This is a genomic window from Paenibacillus sp. FSL R10-2736, from assembly GCF_038000245.1.
Taxonomy (GTDB): Bacteria; Bacillota; Bacilli; order Paenibacillales; family Paenibacillaceae; genus Paenibacillus_AQ; species Paenibacillus_AQ phytohabitans.
In genome coordinates this window covers 2,146,448-2,159,059 of record NZ_JBBOBN010000001.1, presented here as the reverse complement: position 1 = coordinate 2,159,059, position 12,612 = coordinate 2,146,448, and the positions used below count along the sequence as shown (strand labels likewise).

The 12,612-nt window shown below is 52.8% G+C and carries 13 protein-coding genes; 7 read left to right on the top strand and 6 right to left on the bottom strand.

Annotated features, from left to right (window positions below; genetic code table 11):
• Window positions 1-133: 133 nt before the first annotated feature.
• Window positions 134-709, bottom strand: coding sequence for a TetR/AcrR family transcriptional regulator (locus NSQ73_RS08915; protein ID WP_076245702.1), 576 nt, complete (start codon window positions 707-709; stop codon window positions 134-136).
• Between the two features lie 163 nt (window positions 710-872).
• On the opposite strand from NSQ73_RS08915, the gene NSQ73_RS08910 reads away from it, so the two are divergent.
• From NSQ73_RS08910 to NSQ73_RS08900, 3 genes are all read left to right on the top strand, one after another.
• Window positions 873-1,433 (top strand): hypothetical protein, encoded by a 561-nt coding sequence (locus NSQ73_RS08910; RefSeq protein WP_042138799.1) that lies wholly within the window; start codon window positions 873-875, stop codon window positions 1,431-1,433.
• An 89-nt stretch (window positions 1,434-1,522) separates the two neighbouring features.
• Window positions 1,523-2,881 carry a metallophosphoesterase gene (locus NSQ73_RS08905; RefSeq protein WP_340986190.1) on the top strand — a complete coding sequence of 453 codons (1,359 nt, stop codon included), beginning with the start codon at window positions 1,523-1,525 and terminating at the stop codon, window positions 2,879-2,881.
• A gap of 84 nt (window positions 2,882-2,965) precedes the next feature.
• Window positions 2,966-3,868, top strand: a complete 903-nt coding sequence (locus NSQ73_RS08900) for a manganese catalase family protein (RefSeq protein ID WP_340986189.1) — start codon at window positions 2,966-2,968, stop codon at window positions 3,866-3,868.
• A gap of 181 nt (window positions 3,869-4,049) precedes the next feature.
• Here NSQ73_RS08900 and NSQ73_RS08895 read toward each other — a convergent pair whose 3' ends face one another.
• From NSQ73_RS08895 to NSQ73_RS08880, 4 genes are all read right to left on the bottom strand, one after another.
• Window positions 4,050-4,331, bottom strand: coding sequence for a Dabb family protein (locus tag NSQ73_RS08895; RefSeq protein WP_042138801.1), 282 nt, complete (start codon window positions 4,329-4,331; stop codon window positions 4,050-4,052).
• On the bottom strand, window positions 4,328-5,455 hold the full coding sequence (locus tag NSQ73_RS08890; protein WP_340986188.1) for a hypothetical protein: 1,128 nt from the start codon (window positions 5,453-5,455) through the stop codon (window positions 4,328-4,330). The genes NSQ73_RS08895 and NSQ73_RS08890 overlap by 4 nt, the downstream gene beginning before the upstream one ends.
• 126 nt (window positions 5,456-5,581) lie before the next feature.
• A complete protein-coding gene (locus tag NSQ73_RS08885; RefSeq protein ID WP_340986187.1) occupies window positions 5,582-6,094 on the bottom strand; it encodes a GNAT family N-acetyltransferase in 513 nt (170 codons plus the stop codon).
• 35 nt (window positions 6,095-6,129) lie between these two features.
• Window positions 6,130-6,660: a hypothetical protein gene (locus NSQ73_RS08880; protein ID WP_340986186.1), complete on the bottom strand. Its 531-nt coding sequence runs from the start codon at window positions 6,658-6,660 to the stop codon at window positions 6,130-6,132.
• 257 nt (window positions 6,661-6,917) lie between these two features.
• Between NSQ73_RS08880 and NSQ73_RS08875 the strand changes: the two genes are divergently transcribed.
• Window positions 6,918-7,145, top strand: coding sequence for a hypothetical protein (locus NSQ73_RS08875; protein ID WP_052421961.1), 228 nt, complete (start codon window positions 6,918-6,920; stop codon window positions 7,143-7,145).
• Window positions 7,146-7,303: 158 nt separating this feature from the next.
• On the opposite strand, the gene NSQ73_RS08870 is transcribed toward NSQ73_RS08875, so the two are convergent.
• A complete protein-coding gene (locus NSQ73_RS08870) occupies window positions 7,304-8,284 on the bottom strand; it encodes a pectinesterase family protein (RefSeq protein WP_340986185.1) in 981 nt (326 codons plus the stop codon).
• A gap of 186 nt (window positions 8,285-8,470) precedes the next feature.
• On the opposite strand from NSQ73_RS08870, the gene NSQ73_RS08865 reads away from it, so the two are divergent.
• The 3 genes from NSQ73_RS08865 to NSQ73_RS08855 all read left to right on the top strand — a co-directional run bounded on the left by NSQ73_RS08865 (window position 8,471) and on the right by NSQ73_RS08855 (window position 12,577).
• A complete protein-coding gene (locus NSQ73_RS08865; protein ID WP_340986184.1) occupies window positions 8,471-9,466 on the top strand; it encodes a LacI family DNA-binding transcriptional regulator in 996 nt (331 codons plus the stop codon).
• A 177-nt stretch (window positions 9,467-9,643) separates the two neighbouring features.
• Window positions 9,644-11,056 carry a tagaturonate reductase gene (locus NSQ73_RS08860; protein ID WP_340986183.1) on the top strand — a complete coding sequence of 471 codons (1,413 nt, stop codon included), beginning with the start codon at window positions 9,644-9,646 and terminating at the stop codon, window positions 11,054-11,056.
• Window positions 11,057-11,089: 33 nt separating this feature from the next.
• Complete coding sequence (locus NSQ73_RS08855; RefSeq protein WP_042138808.1) at window positions 11,090-12,577, top strand: UxaA family hydrolase; 1,488 nt, start codon at window positions 11,090-11,092, stop codon at window positions 12,575-12,577.
• The last annotated feature ends 35 nt before the right edge of the window (window positions 12,578-12,612 follow it).

Below are 12,612 nucleotides of genomic sequence, written 5' to 3'. Positions count from 1 at the left end.
TCATGAATCATCAAAATCATATTGTAATCCAAACCGCGGCGATATTGAAGTGCAAATAAGCCCAGCGCCTGCTGTGAGCCGAAATATAAATTGGATAATTCCCAGCAGGCGCGTTCATACTATTAAGGCCGCATTATTCCAGTACAGCAAGCGTAGTGTTGACGATAGTCTGGAGCTTGTCAATATCCCGGGTGGCTTTGACCATGACCCGCAGCCCGACGAGGGCATTGTGCAGATAAGCAGCAAGCGCAGAGGCCTCATGCCGGCCGGAGATCTCTCCGCTAGCCTGTCCGTGCCGGATCAGCCGTTCGATGAGATGTTCGGTATTCAGAAAAGCATCATTCGCTTTGGTTGCTGCTTCCGGATCATGATTGGACAGCTCCACTGCGGTATTCACCAGCAGGCAGCCCTTGGGCTCGTCTTCACTCCTGTGGATCGTTGCTTCGAACAGCAGGGTGATTGCAGCTTTGGCAGAGGAAATGCCTTCGATACGGCCCTCCATCCGGGAGGCGTTGATGGCTGCGAACCGCTCCAGTGCTTTTATATATAAAGTATGCTTGTCTCCAAATGTGTCATACATGCTTCTCTTGTGAATCCCCATGCCGGTTACAAGATCCTGCATCGAGGTTTTCTCATAGCCCTGCTGCCAGAAGATATTCATCGCCTTTAATAGTACGTCATCAATGTCGAATTCTTTGCTTCTCGCCATCATCATGCTCCTTTCTGGGTCAATTTTACCATTTATAGAACGATCGGTAAATATTATTATGCTATTGTGAATTAAATCACATTAATTCCGCACTAATCATTCTATATTAATTTTAAAGGAAAAACAAATCTGCAGCAACACACACCCCAAGGAGGTTATTTACATGAGAAAGCTCGCAGCAATAGCAGCCGTATTCACTCTGACCCTGCTCGTCGGATGCGGCAACTCGGCAAACAACAATGCGGCAAATACAAACACGTCCGCAAATAACGGCAATACGGCCACGGCCACCGAAGCACCGGATGCTGTAACATCGGTCTCCGTCGTTGATAATAATGAAGCCTTCAAGAAGGCGATCAGCAAAGACGGCCACTGGATCGCCGCAGTCCTGAACGACCTGACCTTCACGGAAGAGCTTGTGGTAGACGGACAGTTCATCAATAAGGAAGAGCCGGCCCGCAAAATCGCGCTCTATACCCAGGATGCAGATCACAACATCACCAATTCCTTCACACTTACCGCTCCAAAAATGACAATCCGCAGTGAAAATGCCCGTATTCAGGGCGGCACCTTTGTCGGGGATGTCTACGTAGAAGCTGACGGCTTCGCCGTTGTGAATGCTACCATTGAAGGCAATGTCTACTTCTCGGATGCCAAATACCAGGCTACCTACACGGCCGCTGACCAAGGTAAGGTAACCGGTGTGACTGAAGTCAAGAAATAAGTTATTCTGTACAGGAGGTGTTCCCTTCAGGGCAATCTTGCCGGGGACACCTTTTTGCGGTTTTTACCAGGAAAAGAGGTGCAGAACCCATGTTATCCGTCCGTAAGTCCGTCATACTCTCCCTATTGCTGCTGCTCACATCATCCTGCAGCGGGCAAGAAGAGAAACATCCACCGCAATACCGTATACAGTCCGGCCATGATCTTAGTATTCTTACGACTACCGACACACACTATTTATCGCAAAGCCTGAGGGATCTCGGGCCTGCCTTCAATCAGTTTCTGGCTGCCGGGGATGGTAAACAGCTGGGATACAGCAACGAAATGATGGAAGCCCTCGGATACGACATTGGCATCCGCAAGCCCGATGCCGTCATCATTAGCGGAGATCTCAGCAACAACGGTGAAGAAGCCAGCCATAAGGACCTGGCCAAACATCTGAAGACCATTGAACAGGAGACCGGGACCCGGGTATATGTGATACCCGGCAATCACGATATCCAGAATCCCTGGGCCCGTAAATTTAAGGGTAAGCGCCAATATTCTGCAGATTCCGTTACCGCCAAACAGTTCCGCAAGATCTATGGCAGCTTCGGTTATGATGAAGCGCTGCTGGAGGATAAGGACTCGCTGAGCTATCTGGCTGCCCCGTCAGATGATCTTTGGCTGCTCATGCTCGATACTGCACAATACAAAAATAATCAGGATCTGGGAAATCCACAATTGGAGGGCAAGGTGAGCGCTTCGACACTGAAATGGATTGATGCGTGTGGTGAAATGGCTGCGGCACAAGGTGCGCAGATCGTAGCGGTCATGCACCACAGCCTGCTGGATCACAGTGACTTCATCCAGGAGGGCTTCACTGTCGATGATAACGGGCAGGTAATTGAAGCCCTGCTGCGCAATAATATCCATACCACACTCAGCGGCCACATCCATATTCAGGATATAAGTGAATATCAAAAGGACGGCAACAGCATCTTTGACATCGCAGACAGTGCATTATCGGTATTCCCGCATCAATACGGCATCTTAAACTATTCAGCCGCCAATCAGACCCTGGATTACAATACGGCTAAATTAGGGATGGAGCTGTGGGCCGCAGCATCGGGCAGCACAGATCAGAATCTGCTACAGTTCAACACTTACAGCGAAGCGAATTTCCGCAAGCGCTCCGCGACCCGCAGTTATTCCCGTCTGACCGCGGACTCAGCGTATGCTAATTACACGGATGCCGAGCTGAACGCGATGGCGGATGTGGTCGGCCGGCTGAATGAGATTTATTTTGCAGGGACCGCCAGTACTGACAATGCGGCTGTAATCAACACGGAAGGCTACCGCCTCTGGCAGAAGGCCCCCGCCAGCGGGACTAGAAGTTATGTCCTGGGAATGGCTGCACGGGAAACGAAGAACAATCATGAGCTGCATGTACAGCTTCCGGTCCGTTGATGTTTGAGCATGAAGGATTGCGTTTAATTTAGGGCTGTACAGCAATATCAAGACTGCTGAAGCGCTAAGGAGGATGACAAGCCAATGTTCAAACGCATGGATGAAATTATGATTGAAATCCCGGACGTCGAGAAACCAGATCCGAATGCTGCTGCGGCTGTACAGGAACTGCTTGGCGGTAAATTTGGTGAGATGTCAACACTCAACAACTATCTGTATCAGTCCTTTAACTTCCGTTCCAAGGAGAAGCTGAAGCCCTTTTACGATCTGGTTATGAGCATTACTGCAGAGGAGTTAGGCCATGTCGAACTCGTCTCTCATGCTGTTAACAAATGTCTTAGAGGTTCCACGGATTATAAGAAGCCGGACTCTACTCCACTGGATGCTGTAAAAGATGCCCGGCTGTCCTATCACTTCCTGGCGGGAGCCCAGGGTGCCATGCCGTTCGATTCAATGGGCAACCCGTGGACAGGAGCCAATGTGTTCAACAGCGGCAACCTGGTAGAAGATTTGCTGCATAACTTCTTCCTCGAATGTGGCGCAAGAACACACAAGATGAAGGTCTATGAAATGACCGACCATCCGGCTGCACGTGCTGTTGTCGGTTTCCTTCTTGTCCGTGGAGGCGTTCATGTGGTCGCCTATGCCAAGGCATTGGAGATTGCCACAGGCGTCAATGTAACCAAGCTTGTGCCGATCCCTTCCCTTGACAACAAATCGTTCAATGAAGCCAGAAAGTATGAAGAAAAAGGCGTGCATACGAAGCTGTACACCTGGAGCGATAAGGATTTCAGCTCCATTGACCAGATCTGGAAGGGCACCCATCCAGAGGACGGGCTTCCGCTAGAAGTTATTCAGGGCGTGCCTAAAGGCGTTCCGATTCCTGAGGCCCCTGAATCCAAGGAGGAATTCGCACCGGGGATCTCTGCTGAGGAATTCAAAGAGATTGCCAAACGGCTCAAGATGGCCGGTAATATCAAGGATTAGCGGCTAGGGTCTGCGCATAAATAATGCGGCGGACACAGCTGGCTGAAATAAAGAAGCGGATGTTCCGAAAGCCCTGAGAGGGCTGCCTGGACATCCGCTTTGTTGTGCAGCTTGGTGCAGGAGGTGTTGCGGATAATCCGCATATACCTCAAAATTCGCTGAATCTCTGACATTTAGGGAATCAGGATTCGTAACAAAAGGAAGCTGCCGATTGCAGCACACCTGTAATGTATTCCGAAACCCTGACATGCACCGGATGAACCAGATAGGCTTCCAGATCCGCCATGCTCTCATATTGCACAATCAGCATCAGATCGTAAGCGCCGCTGCGGACATCCACCTCCACCTTCAGTTCATGGATATGCGCGATTTGACCACGCATGCCCAGAAGCACTTCACGGGCTTCAGCAATGCGCTCCGGGCTGCCATCCTTCAGCTTGATTAACAGATTGTTCGTAATCATTGAACCGTTCCCCTTTCATTCTGAGGTTCGAGAAGCAGTGTTGTGCTTGCCGCTTCGCGGCCATTTACCAGCAGCGTCACGGTATGTTGTCCGGGATAATGCCTTCGGGTGGTCAGGTCGGCCCAGCGGTGCGTCCGTACACCAGCCAGTCTGGAACCGCCGGGGATGGTTTTGTCTGACAACAGAAAGAGCTTGCGGGAGGTCTTTCCTCCTGCCTTCACGAAGTCTATCCCGTATTCAATGCGGATACGTACCGGTTCACCTTCCCGGATGGTGAGGGCATACTGCAGTTCGCAGTGGTCACCGATCCGCAGCTCAGCCGGTTCTGCCGCGAGGACAGCCGCGGTGACCAGCGGCGCACCGCTCTCTTCAGGAGCATAACCGAACAGCTCCATAATCTCAGGGTCCGCCTTACGGATCAGCGACCGGCAGCCATGCCGCACAATCCAGTCCGTATTCACATTGTTGCCTTTCCAGCGGCGGGCTGTCTCAATGACGACGGCCGGATGATCCTTCGCGATATCGTTCAGATTGTTGGCGACACTCTTGCGTACATAGAGCGACGGGTCCGCCTTCAGCTTCTCCAGCAGCGGCAGCACCGGGGACGGATCGCGCTTGAACACCGGCAGCGCCTGGCCCCATGGGAGACGGGGCCGGCTGCCTTCGCTGGCCAGACGCCGCACATGCTCATCCGGATGCTCTGCCCAGGCCTGCATCTGAATCATCATCCTCTGCGGGTCCCGCAGCATGAACGGCCTGACGGCGAACTCTGCCGAGGATTTCGGCGTGAACCGTTCCAGCGCCGCCATGGACAACTCCCAGTGCTCCTCCCTGCCGCCAAACACCTCGACGAAATCAGGGAAGATCAGATAGGGAAATCCGACACAGTCTTTATCGATGGCGTACAAAATATCTAATGCTTCTTCATAACGTGATGGGAGGAATGCCCCCAGTGTCTCCGTGATCCGCCGCATCCGCGCCTTAAGCTCCAGTTCCTCCCAAGGCTCTTTCATCGCCGCAGCGGTGAAGTCCTCCGCATCAAACGAACCGTATACGGCATGGATCTTAGTGCCGAGGCTGCGCAGGAATTCCTTGTTGTACATTGCTTTTAATGGTTCCGCCATCCTATGATTCCTCCTGCTGATTGTGTTCAGATCACTTGTCAGAACAGCGTAACATAACAAACTGGACAGCCTTATGTCACGTTAAGTTCGGTAATGTATTGTGTGAGGCTGATTGGTCTTCAAGTATCAAAAGAATGCCGCCGGATAGATCAGCTCGCCCTTCACCTTCTCCAGCGCCCCTTCCTGCAGCCCGTATACTTGAAACACCTCATCCGGTACAGTGAATTGCGTCAGCGCAAGGCCATAGGCGCGCGCGGGCGTGAAGCCGAATTGGGGATAATAGCCTGGGTGCCCGATCAGCAGAATTATTTCATAACCCAGCTGCCTGCTGCGATTTGTGCCTTCGCGGATCAGTGCTGCGCCAATTCCCTGACGCTGCATCTGCGGATCGACTGCGATGGGGGCAAGTACGATTACTTCTTGTGAATGATTCCCGTCCAATACCTTGGCACGGCTTAATAAAATATGCCCAACTACAGCGCCATCCTGCTCGGCAACAATGGACAGCTCCGGCACGAACTCCTCCGAAGCTCTGATCCGCTCAATCAGCCTGGATTCATCCTCACGGTTCCCAAACGCCTTGACATTCAGTTCAAATACTTGACTATAATCCTGCGCTGTCTCGGTTCTTATCTGCAACTGAGTTTCCCCTTCCATAATAACGGTTATGCCGGTCAGTTAATCAGGCGCTCCACTTCTTCAATGCTTTTCTTCGCCCGGCTGTTCAGCGCCCGTTTGTCCTTGAGTCCGAGCTGCTGCAGCTCATGGCCGGGGTCAGTCACCAGCGGCTGTGTTACCACACTTTCAAGCAGTTGCACAGCGACCCGGCAGGCGCTGAACAGCAGCTCGCGGTTAATCACCATTTTGTGGGCGCGGATGATTTCTACCAGAGCTTCGGCATACATCAGTCTGACTATACTGTCTGCGCTCATCAGGTTGCGGGAGGCGAAAGAAGCTGTCTTGTCCACAATGGCCGGGTTCTGATAGTTCTTGGACAAAGCTTCAAGTCCGGCAACGGCCTCCCAGTCCCTGATCGACAGGCGCCCGCACTCTTCCGCTATCATCTCTTGAAACCATTGAAGCTCCATTTCCCGGACAATGCCATATTGTTTGTACTGCTTCAGGGCACCTTCACGGTGCATTTGGGCCGGGCTGCCCAGATACCGGATGAATATCTCCCGTGCTTGCCGCGTTTCTGCTTCCATACCGCCCTCCACCTTATTTCCTAAATTTATTGTTCACCATAACCAGTACCGCCAGCGTAGTATAAACCGTCTTTCTCCCAACACTCACGAGGGAACAGCCACCTTCATCCTTCGTCCGGCCTTCAAGCACAATCCGGGGAAAATTTTCAACTGTTTCAGAAAGGAAATCCTATTTTCAAAATCCGCTGTCTGTCGTAGAATAGTGTTTAAGATTCTGCACCGTTATATTTATACTACACATGGAAGGGGCTGGGATTATGCCGCAGACACTTGTCCAAAATGCTGATTTCTGGGTTGCCGCTTTATCGCAGACCTTCGTGTCCGCGTTGCAGCTTGACCCCGATGGAATGTACTCCCAGGTTGGAGTCGGAATTGTAGAGAAATTCTCCGAGGAATATGTGCGGCTCAAAAGATTCGACGGCACTGTCTCGCATTACGCCCGCGATATTACCAAATTCCAGCACAATCAAGCCTCACGCCGCTAACAGGCCTATGCTGTACTTTCCCCTTTGGGCCGGAGTTTTCCTGCTTGGGGAAGTGAATTTCAAAAAAGGCGTATACATGACCTGCTCATGTATACGCCTTTTGCCTGATAACAGGCCGCAGAATTGCCTTCTGAAGCAGTCAACTTATTCCTGCTGCTTCAGCGCTTAGAGGGCTCCACGCCTTCCATTGTCCAGAAATCCGTCCCGGTAAAAAAACGCTCTTTGCCTGCCGCCGCTTCCTTCTCTTCAGGAATAAATGCCCAGGCTGCACGCTTGGAACGCACCGGATCATCACCGGCTATGCCGTATTCCCGGTAAATGGCCGTCTGCATATTCCCGGGATTCCCCCAGGGGTCCCACCCGGAGGGATGAATATGCCCGCCCAGCCGGCAGTTCACAATATCCGTTCTGGCGTATCCGCGCCACGGGCGTCCCAGATAGACACCACTAACCCCCGGGTCCGACGTAAAATAACACTCGTTGAACAGATAGCCATACTCCTGATGCTGCGGCGTGGATGCCGCTGTGATGTAACCCGGCCCGTCGTTATAATGACGCAGACTGCGGATCTCACAATGCTCGAAATAAGCTGCTGCTCCGCCAAAAATAAAATCAATCGTTCCTTCGATATAACAATTCGTGTACAGCTGGCGGCAAACGGCGTGCTGCTCCTTAAGCGGAACGCCTCCAAAGGCCTTCCCATCTTTGGTATACGGCGGCAACGGTCCGGTGAATAGTGTATCCTGATGGCCCCTGAAGCTGCAGCTACGGAATAGGGTCTCATCACAATGGGCCGACACCGCTACAGCCTGCCCAATGTCATTTCCTTGCCCTGCTGTGTTCGCAATAATCAGGTTCTCAAGCATCAGCCTCCGGCCGCCGAGGAACAGTGTCGGTGTAGCAAAGGTACCCAGCTCTTCTCCTGACTCGTCCAGCTCCTTGGCATGTCTGTTCATGGTGATTACCACTTCCCCGATGCCCACTATATTAAGATTGGACCGGTATATTCTTACCGCCTCTTGATACACACCTGACATAATATACAGGGTCACCGGCTTCTCCAGCGGATCCCGTTCAAGTTCATCCACCGCTGCCTGGATACTCTGGTAATCGCAAAATTCCCGCTTGCCCACCAGCATAGCTTCGTCCTCCTTAAGAAATAAGTTCTGTTCAAACCGGCATACCATGACACGTAAATTATACCGCCGGCCGCAGTATTGTTCCAGATAAAATTTTAACGTGTGCATTTCAATAAAGTCTTGACTTGACGCGGCTGTAGCACTAAACTGAAATCGTTAACAATTCTATTTTCCCGGAGAGATGTCATGATTACCATCAAAGATATTGCACGCGTCGCCGGCGTCTCCCACACGACTGTATCCAGAGCGCTGAACGGCAGCCCGCTGATCAAGAAAGTCACCCGGGATAAGATTGAGCGAATCGCCGCGGAAATGAATTATGTGCCGAATTACAGCGCCAAGAGTCTGGTTACGAAGAGATCGTTCACCATCGGGCTGTTCTTCTCAAGCATTGAGCAGGGTACTTCAGCCAGCTTCCTGGTTGATGCTATCAAAGGCATTACGCATATCCTGGATGAGAACTACAATCTGACCGTTAACGGAATAGACGGTGTCCATAACTTCAGCAATATTCAGCCCCAGCGTTTCGACGGCATTCTGGTCATGAGCCAGAGCGATGAGGATAATGCCTTCATCTATCATGTGAAGAAGATGGGCATACCGCTTGTGGTGCTGAACCGCCAGCTGGAGGACCCGGGCATTATGAATGTGGTAGCCAATGACCGCGAAGGCGTGAAGGAAGCGATTGATTACGCTGTGCTTCAAGGGCACCGGAAGCTGGCTATTATTGAAGGGAAGCCCGGCTTCAAATCGTCCAGCGAACGCAAGCAAGGGTTCATGGACAGCCTGATTGCAGGCCGTCTGGCGCTGAATCCCGATTATTTCGCTTCAGGGGATTACAGCATCGAGAGCGGCTATGCGGCGATGACGGCGCTGCTCAGCCTTGAGGATCAGCCTACGGCTGTATTTTGCTCCAACGATGATATGGCCATTGGCGCGATGAACGCCTGTTATGCCCATAAGGTAGATGTGCCGGGACAGATATCACTGATCGGATTCGACGACATTATGTTCGCCCGCTATACGAATCCTGCCCTGACCACCGTCCGCAAGCCCATTGCAGAGATCAGTGAACTCGGTATGAAAATGCTGATTCAGCTGCTGATCCAGCCCGAAACAGAGCCGCAGCAGCTATTCGTCAAGACCGGCCTCATGGTACGCGATACTGTCGCCAATATCTGAGCGCAGGGTTCTGCCGCAGTGAATTAACGGCATATGCCGGGTTATCCGGCTTGCCCGCTTTGTATTTTCAGCAGACACGAATAACGTCTACAATGACGTCATTTCCGGGTTTGCTCAAAATAAAATGTTAACGTGTGCATTTATGACATTATATTTTAAAAGGAGATCATGACCATTATGACAAACCGTTTATCCAGAAGCACTCACCCGGAGTTAACCCTGCATCCCGAGCGGATGATCCAATTCGGTGAAGGCAATTTCATGCGCGCCTTCGTGGACTGGCAGCTGCAGCAGATGAACAACCAAGGCCTGTTCAACGGAAGCGCGGTGCTGGTACAGCCGATTGAACAGGGGCTCGGCGGATTCATGGCCGCCCAGGATAATCTCTACACCGTGCTGCTGAACGGCATTATGGATAACCAGACAGTCAACTCTCGGGAAATCATCTCTTCGGTCAGCCGCGTTATTAACCCTTATAGCGATTACGGGAATTACCTTGCGCTCGCTGAGAATGATGAGTTGGAATTCATCACCTCCAACACGACGGAAGCCGGTATTGCCTATCTACCGGGCGACCGTGCAGACGGAACGCCGCCGAAGAGCTTCCCGGGCAAGCTGACTGCGCTGCTCCACCGCCGTTTCGAGCTGGGCAAAAAAGGCTTCGTCATCATCCCCTGCGAGCTGATCGACCGCAACGGCGAGAAATTGCAGGAGATTGTGCAGCAATACGCCGCTGACTGGAATCTGGGCGGGGAATTCCTGCAATGGCTGAAGGAGGAGAATACCTTCTGCTGCAGTCTGGTTGACCGGATCGTTCCGGGTTATCCGCGCGATAAGGCCGCTGAGCTGGAAGCCGAGCTGGGGTATCTGGACAATGTGATGGTTACGGCTGAGCCATTCCTGTTCTGGGTCATTGAAGGACCGGAATCACTTACTGAACGGCTGCCGCTGGCCAAGGCCGGACTGAACGTTGTGGTCACCCCTGATATGACTCCATACCGCGAGCGCAAGGTTCATCTGCTGAACGGGCCGCATACGGCTATGGTTCCTCTGGGGCTGCTGGCGGGTCTGGAAACCGTTGAGGATGTTATGAATGACGAAACGTTCTCCCGCTTCGTGAAGCAGCTGATCGAAGACGAACTGATTCCTATGCTCGATCTGCCTGCGGAAGAGCTGCTGTCCTATGCCGGTGCCGTCCAGGAGCGGTTCAGAAATCCGTTCATCCGCCATGAGCTGACCTCCATCTCGCTGAACAGCATCTCCAAATTCAAAACCCGGCTGCTCCCGGTGCTCCTCCGCTATCAGCAGGAACGCGGCAAGCTTCCGGAGCGCATTACGCTCGCCTTCGCCGCACTCCTGCTCAGCTACCGGGGAGACCGTGTGCCGCTGCAGGACAGTCCGGAAATCCTGGAGATTTTCACACAGGCATGGAGTGATCCGGCAAGCTTCGCAGGCACCATTCTCAGCAACACCAGCCTGTGGGGACAGGATTTGTCCTTGCTGCCTGGACTTACAGCTGAAATTAACGCCCATCTGCAGCAGCTGGAGAAGCAGGATTCCCGCGCCGCTCTGCAGCAGCTTGTCGGCTAAAGCAATAACTAACAAAACTTAGGAGGGTCCAACATGAAGCACTTAATGAAAATGAACCCCAGAGATACAGTAGCTGTAGCCCTGCGGCCGATATCGGCCGGGGAGCAGCTCACCATAGACAGCTTGACGCTTCAGGCAGCACAGGATATTCCGCAGGGCCACAAGATTGCCCTGACTGATTTCCAGACTGATGAGGTTATCACCAAATACGGTTATCCTATCGGCCATGCCATCGCTCCGATTGCCGCTGGGGACTGGATTCATACGCATAATATCAAGACCAATCTGTCCGGCGAAGAGGAATATGAGTATGTGCCGGATGTTCACCAGGTTACCTACCCCCGGCGTGATCTGACCTTCCAGGGATACCGCCGGAGTAACGGCAAGGTCGGCATCCGTAATGATCTGTTCATTATCCCGACCGTGGGCTGTGTGAACGGGATTGCCGAGCAAATGCTGCAGGAGTTCAAGGCTGAGCATCCCGATCTTGGCGGCTTCGATAACTTCACGGTACTGAAGCATCCTTACGGCTGCTCGCAGCTCGGCGATGATCACCGCATGACCCGCAGCATTCTGCTCGACGCGGTGAATCATCCGAATGCCGGCGGGGTGCTCGTGTTCGGGCTCGGCTGCGAGAACAATATAGTCGCCGAATTCCGCAGCATGCTGGGCGATTATGACGAGTCGCGGGTGAAATTCCTGGTTGCCCAGGAGGTGGGCAATGAGGTAGAAGCCGGCCTTGAGCTGCTGGAGCAGCTGTATGAAGCTGCGAAGAACGATGTCCGTGAGCCGGTTCCGCTCAGTGAGCTGAACATCGGCCTGAAATGCGGCGGCTCCGACGGGTTCTCCGGGATCACAGCCAATCCGCTGCTGGGCGCGTTCTCCGACTTCATCATCTCCCAGGGCGGAACCTCGGTGCTGACGGAAGTGCCGGAAATGTTCGGTGCGGAGAAGATGCTGATGGCGCGTGCAGAAAGCCATGAGGTCTATGAAGAGATCGTGTCGCTGATCAATAACTTCAAGCAGTATTTCCTCTCGTACGGCGAACCTGTATACGAGAATCCTTCTCCAGGCAACAAAGCCGGCGGCATCAGCACCCTGGAGGACAAATCGCTGGGCTGCACCCAGAAGGCCGGAACCTCGCCGGTGGTCGATGTGCTGCAATATGGCGTGAAGCTGCGCAAAAAAGGGCTGAGCCTCCTGCAGGCTCCCGGCAACGATCTGGTTGCCGCCTCCGCTCTCGCTGCTTCGGATTGCCAGCTGGTGCTGTTCACTACCGGACGCGGAACGCCGTTCGGCAGCTTCGTACCTACGGTGAAGGTGGCCACCAACAACGATCTTTTTGCCAAAAAAGGCCACTGGATGGACTTCAACGCCGGTCCTCTGCTGGAAACACCGATGGCCGATGTGCTGGAGGAATTCATCACTTATATCATTGATGTCGCCAGCGGCCAAAAAACACGGAACGAGCAGAATGAAGTGCGCGAGCTGGCTATTTTCAAAACCGGCGTTACGCTATAAACCCTATCCAAATTCATATAAAGGGAGATCTTATC